A 15,839-nucleotide genomic window follows, 5' to 3' on the forward strand; every position below is an offset into this window, starting at 1 on the left:
GTCTGAGAGTTCCTTATAGGTGATGTGCTGGGCGGGCGCGTTGGGATCGTCCGGCTCGAAAATGATCGCGGTCTGCAGAGATTTTTTGGCCAGATGACGGTCGATACAGTTGGCGGAGACGTTCAAGACGCCGTCGGCATACCATTTGATATCGACGCGGCCGAAATCGAAACAGGTCTTTTTTACCTGTGTGTAGGGCTCCATCCAGTCGAGGATCTTGCCTTGCTCCGCCCAGAAAGACACAGGGTCTTCAACGGAGCGGGCGTAGAGGTCTTCGTATTCATGCGGACGGATATGGGCGTTCTCTGAGAATTGCCCGGTGGGCGGATAGCTTTTCACTTCGGTCATGATGTTCCTCCCCAGGAATAAAACAGCCCACGTCCTCACGCGGGCCGTCGTCCCGTCCATGCGATCATGCAGGAGCGGATGTTGCGTCAGATGGCCAGATATTCGGCTCTTAACGCTTCATTCTCAAGCACTTCTTTGGCGCTGCCATCATAAACCACCTGACCGGTGTCCAAAATCACGGCCCGGTCGGCGAGATTCAGGGCGCGCACGGCGTTCTGTTCGACAAGAACGGTGGTGATGCCCTGCTCCTTGATGATGCGCAGGGTTTTCTCAATCTCATCCACGATGACCGGGGCGAGGCCCTCATAGGGCTCGTCGAGGAGCAGCACCTTGATGTCGCGGGCGAGCGCGCGGGCGATGGCGAGCATTTGCTGTTCGCCGCCGGAGAGCGTCACGCCCTCCTGTTTGCGACGTTCGCGAAGGCGTGGAAAGAGGTCGTAGAGACGATCGAGCGACCAGCCGACCGGTTCGACGATCTGCGCGAGTTGCAGGTTTTCTTCGACCGTCAGGCCGGGAATGATGCGGCGATCCTCGGGGACGAGCGCGATGCCTTTTACGGCGGCCTCATAGGAGCTTTTGTTGTGCAGACGTTCGTGGTCGAGCCAAATCTCGCCATGGGTCACCGCCGGGCTGTCGAGCCGGGCGAGGGCGCGCAGGGTGGAGGTCTTGCCCGCACCGTTGCGTCCCAGAAGGGCGAGGATTTCGCCCTCATGGATGTTAAAGGTCACGCCCTGCACGATATAGCTTTCGCCATAGTAGGCGTGGACGTCCCAAGCGGAGAAAAAGGCGGGGGCGTTTTGGGCGTGGTTGGCGTTGGGATTGAACTGTCCCGTGTTGAAATCTTCGCTCATGTCCTGTCCTCACACCTGTTGGGTTTCGCCAAGATAGGCTTCTTTGACTTTCGGATTGCCCTTGATGTTGTCGGGCGTGTCCTCGACGAGGGGTGTGCCCTGTGCGAGCACGGTGATGCGGTCGGCCAGTGAGAAGACCACATGCATATCGTGTTCGATGATTGCGATGGTGATGTCGCGCTTCTCCTTGATTTCCTTGAGCAAAGCGATGGTGTTATTGGTGTCGGCGCGGGCCATGCCAGCGGTCGGCTCATCGAGCAAAAGGAGTTTCGGCTCCTGCACCAGACACATGGCGATCTCCAGTCGCCGCTTGTCGCCGCGTGACATGGAGGAGGCCACCATGTCGCGTTTGTCGAGCATGCCGACATCGTCGAGCATAGCGCAGGCCTTGTCGATCAGCTCGGCCTCATGTTCCATCGACTCGATGGCATGCATGCGGAACGCGCCATCGCGACGGGCGAAACACGGGATCATCATGTTCTCCATCACCGTGAGATCGCCGAAAATCTCAGGCGTTTGAAACACGCGGGAAATGCCGAGTTGGTTGATCTCATGCGGCTTTTTCCCAAGGACAGAGGTGCCCGCGAAAGTGACGGACCCCTCATCGGGAATGAGCTTGCCAACGAGACAGTTCAGAAGGGTGGATTTGCCCGCGCCATTGGGGCCGATGATGGCGTGAACGGTGTTTTCCTGCACTGAGAGATTGACGTCCCCGAGGGCTTGCAGACCGCCGAACCGTTTGCCGACGCCTTTGACTTCAAGAATTCCCATGTTCATTCTCCTGCAACGCGTTTGCTCGGGTCGGGGCGGTGCTCCGGATCCGGATCGTCATATTTGTCGCGCTTTTGCGAACCGTGGCGGATGCGGGTAGAGAGACGTTTCAAGCCTTCGACCAAACCGCCCGGAAGGAAGGTCACGACCAGCATGAAGGTGACGCCAAGGGTGAGGTGCCAGCCCTCGCCGGTGAAGCGGGCAAAGACCCAGATCACCACGTCCTCAAAGCCGTCCGGCAGCCAATGGAACCAGTCATGCAGGACGCCTTCGTTGATCTTGGAGAAGATGTTCTCAAGGTACTTGATGACGCCTGCGCCGAGGACTGGTCCCATCAGCGTCCCGGCCCCCCCCAGAATGGTCATGATCACCACTTCGCCGGAAGCGGTCCAAAGCATGCGGTCAGCGCCCGCCAGCGGGTCCATCGCCGCCAGAAGCCCGCCCGCAAGCCCCGCGTACATGCCGGAGATCACGAATGCGGCCAAAGTGTAGGGTTTGGGGTCGAGCCCCGTGTAGGTCATGCGTTGTTGGTTCGATTTCACCGCGCGAAGCATCATCCCGAAGGGCGAGCGGAACAGGCGGATTGCGACATAGAAGGCGATGATCGCGATCACGGCGCAGAAATAGAAGCCGACGTTAAAGGTGAAGACACGGCCCAAAGCCTCTAATTTATAAGAGGAATTCATCGCCAGGCCAAAGATATTGGTGACCGGCAGGGACGAGCCTTGCTGCGCGCCGTCGAGGATGCGCGGGTCGTCGAGCGTGAGTTGCAGCCCGGTCTCGCCATTGGTCAGCGGCGTGAGCACCGAATAGGCCATCTTGTAGCACATCTGGGCGAACGCCAGCGTCAGGATGGAGAAATAAATCCCCGAGCGGCGCAGGCTCACATAGCCGATGGCGGCGGCGAAGAGGCCGGAGACCAGCATGGCAAGAAGGATGCCGGGGATGACGTTCATGGTCAGCAGTTTGAACATCCAGACAGCGGCATAGGAACCGATGCCGAGGAAGGCGGCGTGGCCGAAAGACAGGTATCCTGTCAGGCCGAAGAGGATGTTGAAGCCGACGGCGAAGATGCCGAAGATGGCGATTTTCTGCATCAGGTCGGGATAGCCACCGTTAAATTGTGCCAGCTCCGATCCGGCCGCGAAAGGTTGCAGGATGATCGGGGTGAACAGGGTCAGCGCGATCACGATAAGAAGGAACGTGCTGTCCTTGCGGTTCAAGCCGAGGAAATTCTTGTTCATGGTCTTATTCCTCCATCACGCCTTTGCGGCCCATGAGCCCACGCGGGCGGGTCAAGAGAATGACGATGGCGACGACATAGATGATGATCTGGTCGATGCCGGGGAGAATGGATTTGATTTCGTTCATCGAGGCGAAGCTCTCAAGGATGCCCAAGAGGAAGCCTGCGGCCACAGCGCCCGGAAGGCTGCCCATGCCGCCGACGACAACGACGACGAAGGAGAGCACGAGGAAATCCATGCCCATGTGATAGTTGGGCGATAGGATCGGCGCGTACATGACACCCGCGAGCCCCGCCACAGCGGCGGCAAGGCCGAACATGATGGTGAAGCGCCGGTCGATGTTGATGCCGAGAAGCCCAACGGTTTCGCGATCCGCCATGCCGGCGCGGACGACCATGCCGAATGTGGTGAATTGCAGGAAGCTGAACACGGCCCCGATGACGAGGGCGGCGAAGCCGAAATAGATCAGACGCCAGTAGGGGTAGATGATCATGTTCGGATCAAAGCCCAGCATCGCGCCGAAATCGAAAGAGCCTTTGAAAGCGTCGGGGGCAGGCGTGGAGATCGGGTTCGCACCGTAGAAATACTTGATCACTTCCTGCAAGACGATGGCGAGGCCGAAGGTCACGAGGATCTGGTCGGCATGCGGGCGCTTGTAGAAATGTTTGATCAACCCGCGCTCCATGGCAAAGCCGACGGCGATCATGATCGGGATCGAGAAGAGGATGGCCAAGGGCACCGCCCAGTCGATCAGGGCGTGGCCGAATTCGGGGCCGAACCAGGCCTCGACATAGGGTGTTTTGACTTTGAGCGGATTGCCGAGAAAATCGGTGCGCGTCGGATCGACGGTCTCAAAGGAGATGTTGAGGATGCGCGAGAGCGTGACGGCGCAGAAGGCGCCGATCATGAAGATCGCACCATGGGCGAAGTTGACCACGCCCAAAGTGCCGAAGATCAGCGTCAGCCCCAGCGCGATGAGCGCATAGGCGGATCCCTTGTCCAGCCCGTTGAGCAATTGCAGAAGAATGGTTTCCATTGGTTTTCCCTGTATCCCGACCTGTGTGTGATCTGCTGGGGGCAGATTGGACGTCCCCAGACAGAGCGTCCCCGTTCCCGCCCGCGAGGCATGCGGCGGGGTAGGGTGACCGGAAGCGCATGTCTTCCGGCCGTCCGGCTTTCATGAGGGTGGTGGGGCCTGCCGCTGTTGCGGTTCAGGCCCCTTGAGGCCCGTCTTCGGGCTGCCTCGGGGGAGGTGCTCTCCCCCTGCGTGGATCGGCTTAGCCTGCGTTACATTCCCCAAGCGCGCCACCCGCGAACATCGGGTGATCCGGCGCGTAGGTGACCTGCGCGGCAGGGGTGACTTCGACCACTTCGAGAAGGTCGAACTCGGAGGTCGGGTTTTCTTTCCCGCGCACCACGAGCACGTCTTTGAAACACTGGTGGTCCTCGGCGCGATAGAGCGTCTTGCCATTGCCCAGACCGTCGAATTCGAACCCTTCGAGGGCTTCGACCACGGCGCAGGGATTGAAAGAGCCCGCGCGGGCCACGGCATCGGCATAGAGCAGGGTCTGCACGTAGCAGGTGTGTGCGGCCTGCGACGGCGGGAAGCCGTATTTGGTGCCGAAGCTCTTCACGAAGGCCTGCGAGCCTTCATCGGTCAGGGACCAGTGCCAGTTGGTGGAGCCGAGAATGCCTTTGATGTTTTCGCCAGCACCGCGTGCCATGAGACGCGAGAAGAGCGGGACGACGATCTCGAATTGTTTGCCGTTCACCATCTTGTCACGCAGGCCGAACTGCACCGCGTTGGTCAGCGAGTTCACCATATCGCCGCCGTAGTGGTTCAGGATCAGCACGTCCGCATCCGTCTGGAGAACCGGGGTGATGTAGGACGAGAAATCGCCCGCACCGAGCGGGGTGCGGACCTTGTTCACGGTCTGCCAGCCGAGCGCCTCGGTGGCCGCTGCAATGGATTCCTCCTGCGTCCAGCCCCAAGTGTAGTCGGCGGTCAGGTGATAGGCTTTGCGGTCGGTGCCATAGCGGGCCGCAAGCACCGGTGCGAGGGCGGCTCCCGACATATATGCGTTAAAGAAGTGACGGAAGCCATTGGCTTTCTTGTCTTTCCCGGTGGTGTCGTTGGAGTGGGTGAGACCCGCCATGAAGATCACGCCCGCTTCCTGACAGAGGCCCTGAACGGCCACGGCCACGCCGGAGGACGAGCCGCCGGTGATCATCACCGCGCCGTCTTTTTCGATCATCGATTTGGCGGAGGCGCGGGCCGCGTCGGATTTTGTCTGGGTGTCGCCGGTGACGTATTCGACCTTCTTGCCGAGGATGCCGTTGCCTTCGAGAACCTTGGAGCTGAAAGTGTTCAGCATGCCGCCATCGCCCATCCCGTTGAGATGTTCGACCGCAAGCTGATACGCGCGCAGTTCGTCCGCGCCCTCATCGGCATAGGGGCCCGATTGCGGCACGTTGAAGCCCAGCGTCACGCTGCCGCCCATCGGCTCGTTGGTGAACGCGGATGCACCCGAGGTGAAAATGGTCGGCAGTGCGAGCCCTGCGCCCGCGACGGCCCCGGTTTTCAAAACGCGGCGGCGCGTCAGATCGGTCTTGGTCATTGGAAACTCCTCCCTGAGTTTTCATGTGTCCTGCAGGGTCTCGGGCCTTACGTTTCAGACCGCCCCGCGTGGCATTCGGCGCATCGCCCAGAAGTCCTCCCCGATCTCCGGGCGATGCGCAGATCCTATTCCCGTTTTGGCCGTCTTTGCGGCCCTCTCGGGTGTAAACAGGATGTCATTAGTATTGGGGGTGACGCGAAAACTCAGCAACAAGTGCTTTTATATTAACGATTTTTTTGTGAAGAAATACACAATGCATTCGTATACAGTGTAAATGGATTTTCCCGCAGGTGCAGCAGAACCACCTTCGCGGCTGCGGAAACAACCTGAAAACGCGACAGGATTTCATGTTGCACCTGAAAACGGTCAGAGGGGAAGACTGGCCGGATCTCGGAGGGGACCATGCCACGTTCGGCACTGACAGGCACGCGTATTCGTGAAAGACGGACGCTGGAAGGGCTCAAACAGGCGGATTTGGCACGCAGCGTGGGAATCTCGCCCGCCTATCTCAATCTGATCGAACACAATCGCCGTAGAATCGGCGGAAAATTACTGATCGATCTGGCCCGCGCTTTGGAGGTGGAGCCCTCGGTGCTGACCGAAGGGGCGGATGTGCCGCTGATGGAGGGGCTGCAAGATGCCGCCAGCAACGCCATCGCGCGTCCACTGCCCGCCGGGCGCAAACCGGCACCGGAGCCGGAGACGGAGCGCTCGGAAGAATTCGCAGGGCGCTTTCCGGGCTGGGCCGAGTTGGTGGTGGCGCAGCGCGACCGGATCACCGCATTGGAGCGCCGGATCGAGGCGCTGAACGACCGTCTGGCGCATGACCCGTTCCTGTCCGACAGTCTGCATGAGGTGCTGTCTACCGTGACGGCGATCCGCTCCACGGCGGGCATTTTGAACGGCATGGGAGAGATCGACCGCGACTGGCAGGCGCGCTTTCACCGCAACCTCTATGAGGACAGCCAGCGGCTCGCGCAGGGCTCGCAGGCGCTGGTGAGCTATCTCGACAGCGTTGGCAAATCCGAGGATACGCTCAGCTCTCCGCTGGAAGAGGTCGAGGCCTGGCTCACGGCGCGGGATTTTGCCTTGCCGGAACTGGAGCGCGGGGCGATGCCGGATCTGACGGGCGAGGGTGGTTTGCGCTCTGCGCCCGCCCGCAAACTGGCGCGGACATGGGTGCTCCGGGCGCGGGCCGAGGCGGAGAAGATGTCGCTGTCGATGGTCGAGGCCGTGATTGCGGAACATGGTCCCGATCCGGCGGCTTTGGCGCAGACGGCGGGCGTCGATCTGGCGTCTGCGATGCGGCGTCTGGCGAGCCTTCCGCCCTTCGATGATCGCCTGCCGATGGGGCTTGCGATCTGTGACGGTTCGGGCGCGCTGACCTATCGCAAACCGTTGGACGGGTTCGCGCCGCCGCGTTTTGGTGCCGCCTGTCCGCTCTGGCCGCTATATCAGGCCTTGCTGCGCCCAATGGTGCCGATCCGCCGCGTGGTGGAACAACAGGGGCAACCGGCGCGGCGTTTTCTGGCCTATGCGATTGCCCTGCCGCAGCGCCCGGAAAGTTTCGATGCGCCAGAAGTGGTGGAGGCGACGATGCTGTTCATTCCGCTGGAGCGGTTGAGTCTGACACCTCGCGAGGCGGAGGTGCAGGGCATCGGAACAAGCTGCCGGGTCTGCGCCCGGATGAACTGCCCGGCGCGCCGCGAACCCTCGATGGTGTTGGACGCGCCGGAGCAGGAGTGAGGTCAGTACGCGTGTGGCCCGCTGACGATCGAAACGCGGCCTCCCTTCGTCTCTAGCCATAATATGTCGAAACTGCGAAGCAAGGTCAGGACAGAGGGCAGTTGGCTCTCAAAAGCAAAGAAGCGGATGCATGCGTTAGGAACGTATGGAAGAGTGGGTGCAGAGGTTCCGCAGGGACGTGTTTGGCACATTTTTTTGACAGGGCCGCGACAAATCGCCATAACGAGCGACACGCGAGGGGGAGAAGAGGACAAGCATGGGCAAGCGCGTGCTGCTGATTGAGGACGAGCCGAACATCATCGAAGCGATCCGGTTTATCCTGTCGCGGGATGGCTGGACGGTGGAAACTCATGCTGATGGGGGAACGGCCGTTGAGGCGGTCGGTCGTAAAAAGCCCGATGTCGTGATCCTCGATGTGATGCTTCCGAACAAATCCGGTTTCGAGATATTGCGCGATCTGCGGGCGGACCCGGATCATGCCAATCGCCCGATCCTCATGCTCACCGCGCGCGGTCAGCAAAAGGACCGAGATATGGCCGAAGCGGCGGGCGTGTCTTATTTCATGACCAAGCCCTTCTCCAATTCCGAAATGCTCGACATTGTCAGACGCCTGGCCGGGGAAGCGCATGGCTGAACGGCGCGGGCCGCTGTATCTGGCGCGGGCGTCTTATCGTCGGCGGCGTCTCATCGATGCGTTGCGACTTTTGCCCTTCCTGATGTTCGGTCTCTGGTTGTTGCCGCTCTTGTGGGGCGGCGAGGGCACGGATCGCCCCGTCGGCGCCGGATCGCGCGCCTTTTTGCATGTCTTCGTGGTCTGGGCGCTGGGGCTGATTGCGGCGGCGTGGCTGGCGCGGCATCTGGCGCGGGGGGAAGCCTCTGATCTCGCTGCGCAAGGACTGCAAAGCGAGGCTGAGGCGGAACAAAGCGTGGCGCAAAGCCCTCCTGATGGGCCTGATGGGGAGGCGCGCTGATGCTGCGGTTCAACATCCTTGTTCTGGCCTGTCTGACCTATGCGAGCCTGTTGTTTGTCGTCGCCTTCTGGGCCGAAAAACGCGCGGAGGCCGGGCGGCTCGGCTGGTTGCGTTCGCCGGTGATCTACACGCTGTCGCTGTCAATCTATTGTACCGCTTGGACCTTCTACGGCGCGGTGGGCTATGCGGTGCGCTCTGGGCTTGAATTCGTCACCATCTATCTCGGGCCATCACTGATGATGATCGGTTGGTGGTGGATTTTGCGCAAACTGGTGCGCATCGGGCGGACGCAGCGGATCACCTCTGTCGCCGACCTGATTTCTTCGCGCTACGGAAAATCGACCACTTTGGGCGTGCTGGTCACGGCTTTAGCCGTGATCGGAACGACGCCCTATATCGCGCTGCAACTGCAATCCGTTGCGCTGTCCTTCGCGGTCTTCGGGGTGAACGATCCCTCGGGCGCGGTGCTGCCCGATCTCGACAAGACGGCGCTATGGGTGGCGGTGGGTCTTGCCGTGTTCACGTCGTTGTTCGGCACCCGCAACCTCGATGCCAATGAGCGCCACCACGGGGTTGTCACCGCCATCGCATTGGAAGCGGTGGTGAAATTCTTCGCCCTCGTGGCGGTGGGCGTCTTCGTGGTCTGGGGATTGGCCGACGGGCTGGACGATATGATGGGCCGCATCGACGCCTCGCCGGTGGCGCAGCATCCGATCTATGGCACGCGCTGGATCGCTCTGACGATGTTGTCGGCGGCGGCGCTTTTGACCCTGCCGCGGATGTTTCAGGTGTTGGTCGTCGAGAATTCTGATGAGAGCCACCTGTTCACGGCGGGCTGGGCCTTTCCGCTTTATCTCTTCGGCATGTCGCTCTTCGTGATCCCGATCGCTGTTGTCGGGCTTCAAGTTCTGCCCGAAGGCTCTAACCCGGATATGTTCGTGCTGACCCTGCCACTGCATTTCGATCAACGCGCTTTGGCGACGCTGTCCTTTCTTGGCGGGTTTTCCTCCGCCACCTCCATGGTCATCGTCGCCGCCATCGCGCTGTCTACCATGGTGTCGAACCATATCGTCATGCCGATCTGGCTCTCCGTGCGCAAAGGCAAGGGCGGGGCGATGGTTTCCGGCGATGTGCGCCGGGTCGTGCTCTACGCCCGCCGCCTGTCGATTTTCGGCGTTCTGGTCCTCGGCTATCTCTATTTCCACTTCTCTGGCGGCTCGGAAGCGCTGGCCTCCATCGGCATGATCTCTTTCACCGGCGTGGCGCAGGTGCTGCCCGCCATGCTGGGCGGCATTTTCTGGCGTGGAGCGACGCGGGTCGGGGCGATCCTCGGCGTGGTCACGGGCTTTGTCGTCTGGGCCTATACGATGTTCCTGCCGTCCTTCGGGGCCGCTGCCGGGTTCACGCCGGAGCTTTTGGAGCATGGGCCGCTTGGTCTTGCGCTGCTCAGGCCGCAAGCTCTGTTCGGCGTGACCGGCGTCGATCCGGTGGTGCATGCGGTGAGCTGGTCTCTGGCGCTCAACACGCTGGTGTTTCTCATTGGCTCGCTGTTCTCCTTCCCGCGCCCGGTGGAGCGTTTGCAGGGCGCGCAATTCGTCAATGTGTTCGAACATTCCGGAACGGCGCGGGGCTGGTCGCATGGCTTTGCCGAGGCGGAAGACCTTCTGGTCATGGCGCAGCGCATCCTTGGCCCGTCAGAGGCGCAGGCATTGTTCCAATCCGAGGCGGCAACGCAAGGTAAGGAGGGCTATCTGCCCGACACGACGCCGGAATTCTTGGAGCGGTTGGAGCGCGAACTCGCGGGGTCCGTGGGGGCCGCGACCGCCCATGCGATGCTGGCGCAGATCGCGGGTGGGGTTTTGGTTTCGGTCGAAGATCTGATGGCGGTGGCGGACGAGACCGCTCAGATCATGGAATATTCGAACCAGCTTGAGCAAAAATCCGAAGAACTGACCCGTACCGCGCGCAAGCTCCGGGAAGCGAACGAAAAACTGACCGCGCTCTCGATCCAGAAGGATGCCTTTCTGAGCCAGATCAGCCACGAGCTGCGCACGCCGATGACCTCCATCCGCGCGTTTTCCGAGATTCTGCGCGACAGCGGCGCGACGGGCGATCTCGACAGGGAAAGCCTCGAACGATTTTCCACGATCATCCACGATGAGGCGCAGCGCCTTACGCGGCTGCTCGACGATCTGCTCGATCTGTCGGTGTTGGAGAACGGTCAGGTCTCGCTCAACTGGGCGCGCGACAACCTTCATGACGTTATTGACCGGGCTGTGAACGCCAGCGCCGAGGGGCTGGTTGGACGCCCGCTGAAAATTCGGCGTGGGGAGATTGCCGAGCATGTCGCGATTGAGACCGACCCGGATCGTTTGGCGCAGGTCTTTATCAACTTGATCGCCAATGTCCGCAAATATTGCGATGCGCCGAAGCCGGAGCTGCGGATCGAGACCCGACGTCTCGGGCGCGACCGGATACAGATCGATTTCATCGACAATGGTTCGGGCATTCCGAAGGACAAGCAGACGGTGATTTTCGAGAAATTCTCGCGGCTTACCGATCACGCCAAGGCGGGCGGTGCGGGGCTTGGGCTGGCGATTTGCCGCGAGATCGTGACCAACCTTGGCGGCACGATTGCCTATCTGCCGGGACAGGGCGGTGCGGCCTTTCGGATCGAATTGCCTCGGGTGCGGAGCCGGGGCTGAGGCGCGGGAGAAAGTGGCCTCTGCTCAATGATTTATTTACTTTGAGACGCGACAAAGGACGGGAGCAGCCGCAAGGGACGCCCGTTCACCATGTCCGATGCCGACATCATTTCCGCGATGCGCCGTAAGGCCGGGGTGGGGCGTCCACCGCCGGACGTGCAGCCGATGTCGCCCGCCAAGGCCCTGCGCATTGCCGCGGCCAAGGCGGCGGAGCAGACACTCGGGCTGGTGTTGCAGGTCACAGATGTGCGCGAAGAGAAGACGGCCATCTCCCGCTTGCCCGGTGAGGTGCCGGAACACGCGCTTTTGTCGCTGCTCGAAGGGCCTCGGAACGCCTATGGGCTGGCGGTGTTCGACCGCAACACCGTTGCCGCTATCGTCGAACAACAGACGGCGGGCAAGGTGCTGACCTTGGCCCCCGAAGAGCGCGCGCCGACGGCCACCGATGCGGTGATGTGTACGCCCTTTTGTGATCAGTTCTTGCGGCTGTTCGAGGAGCAGGTTTCGGAGCTGTCCGATCCGCCCGCGATTGCAGGTTACGCGGTTGCCGCGCAGCTGCGCGAAGCACGCTCCATCTCCATCGCTTTTGAAGATGTGCCCTATCGCCTCTACCGGCTGTCGGTCCTTTTGGGACGCGATGGGCGGGCGGGAGAGATGCTTTTGGTCTTTCCCATAATGCCGGTGGCGCAGACTGCCGGGGCCGGGGTCGGGCGCGATTTCGGGAGCAAGTTTCAGGACGCCGTGATGAAAACAGAAGCCCGGCTGGAGACGGTGCTGCACCGCGTTTCGCTGACGTTATCGGAAGTTGCGGGGCTCGAAGAAGGCCTGATGCTGCCTGTTCCGCGGGAGGCGCTGTCCCGTGTCGAGCTTCGCGCCGGGGAGCGTTTGGTGAGCCGTGCGCGGCTTGGCCAGATCAACGGCAAACGTGCGCTGCGCGTTGTGGTCTGCCTTGAGGGAGAGGACGGCGCAGCGGAGGCGTGCGGTGGAGAGCAGGACGAGATGTTCGGTCTGGCGGGCGCTTTTGAACCGCCTGTTGAGTCCCCGGCCTTGTCGGTCGAGACACAGGAGCCGGATGCGCTTCCCCCGCTTGGTGATATGGCGGAGATGGGCGAGCTTCCGCCCCTCGGTGATCTGCCGCCTTTGGGGGATTTGCCGCCCTTGGGAGAAGGGGAAGAGGAGGGTTTTCCAAGCCTGGGAGAGCTGCCGCCGTTGGCGTAGGTCCGCTTGAAACCGTTATTTCTGTTGATGTGAATCAAGGCTTGCGCGACGATTTGGGAGGAAGCTCGTTGTCTAAGGAGGAGAGGCGATGATCGATCTGGGAAAACGAAAAGCACAACTGCTGGACCGCAAAGCGGAACTGACTAGTCGCCTCGAAGACATCGACGCCGAGTTGGATTCGCATCAATCCAAGGACTGGGAAGACCTCGCCACCGAACGCGAAAGCGATGAGGTGCTGGAAGGCATGGGGGCGTCCGGCAAGGCCGAGATCGCCATGATCAACACCGCCTTGGAGCGCATCGAGGATGGTGAGTATGGCTATTGTGCCGTCTGCGGCGAAGAGATCAGCGAACAGCGCCTCGATGTGCTACCCTATACGCCGATGTGCCGCGATTGCGCGGCCAAGGCGGCAGCCAAACACTGATACGAAAACAACTGAACTCAGACATCCGAACACAGACATCAGAACACTGGCGGCCTACGCCAGAGCAGAAGAACGGGAAGAGGCAGGACAGTCAAATCGAGTGGCTCTAAGCTCATCAGGGAGGTTGAGATGACCAGAGTGACGAAGACGGAACGGGAAATCGACAAGATCGTCGATGATCTCGTCAAAGACGACAAGACCGCCAATGAATTGAAAGACAAGCTGCATGAAACCATCGAGGCGTCGGGGACGGATTATCTCCGTTCTGTGCCCGATGTGGACGATGATGCAGATGACATTTGGGACAACATGCCGGTTTGATCCGGTGATGTGGTTCCCCAAAGGGAAAGGACGGCACCATGGCATTCGAAGCGCTCAAAGTACAGGTCTACATGATCTTGGACGAGATTGCCGCCCGACCGGAGGACCGTCACATCCTGCAAGAAAATCTGCGTGAGAAACTTGCGGAACTTTCGGCACTGGGCATGCCCTTGCCGGAAGATCTCGTGCGGCTGGAGGCTCAGTTGGAAGATCGCTCCGCCGATACGCTCTACCCGCATAAGTGAGGCCGCCAAGCCCGCGATTTGACAGGATTTGTTATCTTGCCATCGCGGCGGCGGCCCCGCATTATGTGGATAACCTGTGGATAAGATGCACACGTATTGAGGCGGTGCAGGAAGAACACAGGGCGGGCGAGGTTGTGGGAGGCGCAGATGAGTGGGGCGGCGCAGCAGGTCAAAGTACAACAGGATGACGAACACGCCCGGAGACCCGCGCGTGTCCGGGGGCGGCGTTTGGGGGATGTCGCGCTGTTGCGGCTGACATTGCCCCCCGTCAATATGCTGACCCGTGAGATGCGTTCCGATCTGATGGTCGCGATTGACGCGGCGGAGCACGATCCCGAGGTGAAAGCCATCGTGCTCGGCGGAGAGGGCACGTCGTTTTGCTCCGGTTTTCCGCCGGACGCGCTTATGGCGCAGGACGCAGAGCCGGGACTCAACGCCGTTTGCGACCGCATTGAAGCCTGTTCGAAACCCGTGATCGTCGCCTTGCACGGCAGCACGCTGGAAGCGGGTTTGGCGCTGGCGCTGGCGGCGCATTACCGCATTATGGGCCCCTTGGCGCGCATCGGTGCGCCCGAGATCACTCTGGGTCTTGTCCCGACGGGCGGCGTGACACAGCGTCTGCCGCGTCTCATCGGCGCTGGCCCGGCTTTGGACCTGTTCTTGTCGGGGCGTCCGATCCCGGCGCTTGAGGCGCGCAAACTCGGCTTGGTCGATGAGGTGTCGCAGCAAAAGCCGATTGATGCTGCGATCGAATTGGCGGAGCGGCTGATTGCCGAAGGCAAAGGGCCACGCCCGAGCCGGGACGTGACGCGCGGTTTTGCGGATGGCGCGCGCTATATGCACGAGACCATGACGCGGCGCGCGGAGATGAAGGACACGCGGGGCGGGGCCTTTGAACAGATCATCGATTGTGTGGACGCGGCTCTGATCATGCCGTTCGACGCCGGGGTGGCGCGCGAAACCGTGGCGCGGGCCGATTGTTTTGACAGTGAGGCCTCTCAGGCTTTGCGACATGCGTTTTTCTCGGAACGTCGTGCCTGGCGGCTCCTCGGGGTCGAGAGCGGTGTGCGCCCGAAAGAGGTGACGACGCTTGGTCTTGTCGGTGCGGGGCCTATGGCGCTTGGAATTGCGATGACGGCGCTCGATCATGGGATCAAAGTGCGCCTTGTCGGCCAAACCGCCGATCAGCTTGTCATGGTCGAGCAAAGGATCAACGCGGCCTATCAGCGCGCCGAGCAGCAGGGACAGATCACCGAAGAGGTGCGCAATGCGCGACTGGCCGATTTCATGGCCAGCACCTCGGCGAGTGGGCTGTCTGAGGCAGAGCTGGTTTTGGACGCCACAACGGCCTCGTCCGAGGCGCGGGCACGGCTTCTGTTGCGTTTGGAGGAGTTTCTGCCCGAAGACACGGTGCTTGCCACCGTTGCTGAGCACGGATTTTCGCAGATGGCGCAGGAGCTTGCGCATCCTGAGCGCTTTCTCGGCCTCCATTTCTTTGCCCCGTCGCAAGCGATCCGCGTGGTGGAGCTTGCGCGGCGTGATGGCATCTCCGATCAGGCGCTCACCACGGCACATGCTTTCGTGAAACGCATCGGCAAACTGCCGGTGACGGTGCGGGCGCGCGACGGTTTGATCGCAACCGTTGTGCAGGATGCCGCTTGGTCGGCCGTCGATGTCCTTCTGCTCATGGGCGCGCGACCCTCTCGTATCGACAGGGTGATGCGGAACTACGGTTTCCCTGCTGGTCCCTGCGAGATCATGGACGCGCTGGGGCTGGAGCATGTGACCGGCGGGGTGGCGGAATTCTTCGCCTCTGAGGGTCGCAAGGGGAGGGCCTCGGGGCAGGGGTTCTACGACTATCACGACGGGCAGGCCCCTGATGACACCGCGTCTGAAGCGATCCTCGCCGATCTGCGGCGTCAGGGCGGGTTGCCGGTGCTGGCGCTCACCGATCGCTCGATTTCCGACCGTATCCTTTTGGCGCAGGCGAATGCCGGTGCGCGGCTCTTGCAGGCGGGAACTGTGACGCATCCGGTCGATATTGACGTGGTGATGATGTTGGCGACAGCTTACCCGCGCAATCACGGCGGACCGATGAAAGCGGCGGACCTTATGGGGATTCTTCAGGCCGAAAAACGCCTGCGGTCCTTTGCGGATGCCGCGCCGGACATTTGGGAGCCTGCGACAATCTGGCGCGAGTTGTCGAAAAATGGCGATAATTTCGAAAAATTAAACCTTCTCTGAGGTTTAATTCGCCTTCATTTCCTATTTTTTATCTTTTTTCGGGGCTTTTGCCCGGTTTTTTCTGCGATTCTTCCCGGATTTCATCGCTTGAAACCTCGGTCAATAGCGGTCTGAAAATATGGGTTGATCGAGA

15 protein-coding genes are annotated in these 15,839 nt (G+C 61.1%); 9 read left to right on the forward strand and 6 right to left on the reverse strand.

Translation table 11 applies throughout. From position 1 onward, the window contains the following. The 6 genes from ACYBHZ_RS18835 to ACYBHZ_RS18860 form a co-directional block, all read right to left on the reverse strand. The coding region (locus tag ACYBHZ_RS18835; RefSeq protein WP_460275860.1) for an acetyl-coenzyme A synthetase N-terminal domain-containing protein at positions 1 to 348 on the reverse strand (348 nt) is incomplete at its 3' end. Positions 349 to 434: 86 nt separating this feature from the next. Next, entirely contained in the window at positions 435 to 1,199 is a 765-nt protein-coding gene (locus tag ACYBHZ_RS18840; RefSeq protein WP_460275861.1) for an ABC transporter ATP-binding protein, read from the reverse strand. 9 nt (positions 1,200 to 1,208) lie between these two features. Further along, positions 1,209 to 1,970 carry an ABC transporter ATP-binding protein gene (locus tag ACYBHZ_RS18845; protein ID WP_460275862.1) on the reverse strand — a complete coding sequence of 254 codons (762 nt, stop codon included), beginning with the start codon at positions 1,968 to 1,970 and terminating at the stop codon, positions 1,209 to 1,211. Positions 1,971 to 1,972: 2 nt separating this feature from the next. Next, positions 1,973 to 3,214, reverse strand: coding sequence for a branched-chain amino acid ABC transporter permease (locus ACYBHZ_RS18850; protein WP_460275863.1), 1,242 nt, complete (start codon positions 3,212 to 3,214; stop codon positions 1,973 to 1,975). 4 nt (positions 3,215 to 3,218) lie between these two features. Further along, positions 3,219 to 4,250: a branched-chain amino acid ABC transporter permease gene (locus ACYBHZ_RS18855; RefSeq protein WP_460275864.1), complete on the reverse strand. Its 1,032-nt coding sequence runs from the start codon at positions 4,248 to 4,250 to the stop codon at positions 3,219 to 3,221. Positions 4,251 to 4,491: 241 nt separating this feature from the next. Continuing rightward, positions 4,492 to 5,832, reverse strand: coding sequence for a substrate-binding protein (locus tag ACYBHZ_RS18860; RefSeq protein WP_460275865.1), 1,341 nt, complete (start codon positions 5,830 to 5,832; stop codon positions 4,492 to 4,494). 402 nt (positions 5,833 to 6,234) lie between these two features. Between ACYBHZ_RS18860 and ACYBHZ_RS18865 the strand changes: the two genes are divergently transcribed. The 9 genes from ACYBHZ_RS18865 to ACYBHZ_RS18905 all read left to right on the forward strand — a co-directional run bounded on the left by ACYBHZ_RS18865 (position 6,235) and on the right by ACYBHZ_RS18905 (position 15,706). Further along, positions 6,235 to 7,578: a short-chain fatty acyl-CoA regulator family protein gene (locus tag ACYBHZ_RS18865; RefSeq protein WP_460275866.1), complete on the forward strand. Its 1,344-nt coding sequence runs from the start codon at positions 6,235 to 6,237 to the stop codon at positions 7,576 to 7,578. A gap of 256 nt (positions 7,579 to 7,834) precedes the next feature. Then, a complete protein-coding gene (locus tag ACYBHZ_RS18870) occupies positions 7,835 to 8,212 on the forward strand; it encodes a response regulator transcription factor (protein WP_460275867.1) in 378 nt (125 codons plus the stop codon). After that, complete coding sequence (locus ACYBHZ_RS18875; protein ID WP_460275868.1) at positions 8,205 to 8,549, forward strand: hypothetical protein; 345 nt, start codon at positions 8,205 to 8,207, stop codon at positions 8,547 to 8,549. Before ACYBHZ_RS18870 ends, ACYBHZ_RS18875 begins: the two co-directional genes overlap by 8 nt. Further along, positions 8,549 to 11,254, forward strand: coding sequence for an ATP-binding protein (locus ACYBHZ_RS18880; protein WP_460275869.1), 2,706 nt, complete (start codon positions 8,549 to 8,551; stop codon positions 11,252 to 11,254). The genes ACYBHZ_RS18875 and ACYBHZ_RS18880 overlap by 1 nt, the downstream gene beginning before the upstream one ends. Positions 11,255 to 11,344: 90 nt before the next feature. After that, complete coding sequence (locus tag ACYBHZ_RS18885) at positions 11,345 to 12,472, forward strand: FliM/FliN family flagellar motor switch protein (protein ID WP_460275870.1); 1,128 nt, start codon at positions 11,345 to 11,347, stop codon at positions 12,470 to 12,472. A gap of 88 nt (positions 12,473 to 12,560) precedes the next feature. Then, a complete protein-coding gene (locus ACYBHZ_RS18890) occupies positions 12,561 to 12,896 on the forward strand; it encodes a TraR/DksA family transcriptional regulator (protein ID WP_460275871.1) in 336 nt (111 codons plus the stop codon). 129 nt (positions 12,897 to 13,025) lie between these two features. Next, the gene (locus ACYBHZ_RS18895) at positions 13,026 to 13,217 is read left to right on the forward strand and encodes a hypothetical protein (RefSeq protein ID WP_460275872.1); all 192 of its coding nucleotides are present in this window, start codon (positions 13,026 to 13,028) and stop codon (positions 13,215 to 13,217) included. Positions 13,218 to 13,255: 38 nt separating this feature from the next. After that, positions 13,256 to 13,462 carry a hypothetical protein gene (locus ACYBHZ_RS18900; RefSeq protein WP_460275873.1) on the forward strand — a complete coding sequence of 69 codons (207 nt, stop codon included), beginning with the start codon at positions 13,256 to 13,258 and terminating at the stop codon, positions 13,460 to 13,462. Between the two features lie 147 nt (positions 13,463 to 13,609). Next, positions 13,610 to 15,706 (forward strand): 3-hydroxyacyl-CoA dehydrogenase NAD-binding domain-containing protein, encoded by a 2,097-nt coding sequence (locus ACYBHZ_RS18905; RefSeq protein ID WP_460275874.1) that lies wholly within the window; start codon positions 13,610 to 13,612, stop codon positions 15,704 to 15,706. Positions 15,707 to 15,839: the final 133 nt, after the last annotated feature.

Source organism: Celeribacter sp. ULVN23_4, assembly GCF_054788345.1.

What these genes read in the sequence shown, in the direction of transcription:
- ACYBHZ_RS18840 (WP_460275861.1), bottom strand. Translation starts at nt 1,199, where the DNA reads ATGAGCGAAGATTTCAACACGGGACAGTTCAATCCCAACGCCAACCAC.
- ACYBHZ_RS18845 (WP_460275862.1), bottom strand. Translation starts at nt 1,970, where the DNA reads ATGGGAATTCTTGAAGTCAAAGGCGTCGGCAAACGGTTCGGCGGTCTG.
- ACYBHZ_RS18850 (WP_460275863.1), bottom strand. Translation starts at nt 3,214, where the DNA reads ATGAACAAGAATTTCCTCGGCTTGAACCGCAAGGACAGCACGTTCCTT.
- ACYBHZ_RS18855 (WP_460275864.1), bottom strand. Translation starts at nt 4,250, where the DNA reads ATGGAAACCATTCTTCTGCAATTGCTCAACGGGCTGGACAAGGGATCC.
- ACYBHZ_RS18860 (WP_460275865.1), bottom strand. Translation starts at nt 5,832, where the DNA reads ATGACCAAGACCGATCTGACGCGCCGCCGCGTTTTGAAAACCGGGGCC.
- ACYBHZ_RS18865 (WP_460275866.1), top strand. Translation starts at nt 6,235, where the DNA reads ATGCCACGTTCGGCACTGACAGGCACGCGTATTCGTGAAAGACGGACG.
- ACYBHZ_RS18870 (WP_460275867.1), top strand. Translation starts at nt 7,835, where the DNA reads ATGGGCAAGCGCGTGCTGCTGATTGAGGACGAGCCGAACATCATCGAA.
- ACYBHZ_RS18875 (WP_460275868.1), top strand. Translation starts at nt 8,205, where the DNA reads ATGGCTGAACGGCGCGGGCCGCTGTATCTGGCGCGGGCGTCTTATCGT.
- ACYBHZ_RS18880 (WP_460275869.1), top strand. Translation starts at nt 8,549, where the DNA reads ATGCTGCGGTTCAACATCCTTGTTCTGGCCTGTCTGACCTATGCGAGC.
- ACYBHZ_RS18885 (WP_460275870.1), top strand. Translation starts at nt 11,345, where the DNA reads ATGTCCGATGCCGACATCATTTCCGCGATGCGCCGTAAGGCCGGGGTG.
- ACYBHZ_RS18890 (WP_460275871.1), top strand. Translation starts at nt 12,561, where the DNA reads ATGATCGATCTGGGAAAACGAAAAGCACAACTGCTGGACCGCAAAGCG.
- ACYBHZ_RS18895 (WP_460275872.1), top strand. Translation starts at nt 13,026, where the DNA reads ATGACCAGAGTGACGAAGACGGAACGGGAAATCGACAAGATCGTCGAT.
- ACYBHZ_RS18900 (WP_460275873.1), top strand. Translation starts at nt 13,256, where the DNA reads ATGGCATTCGAAGCGCTCAAAGTACAGGTCTACATGATCTTGGACGAG.
- ACYBHZ_RS18905 (WP_460275874.1), top strand. Translation starts at nt 13,610, where the DNA reads ATGAGTGGGGCGGCGCAGCAGGTCAAAGTACAACAGGATGACGAACAC.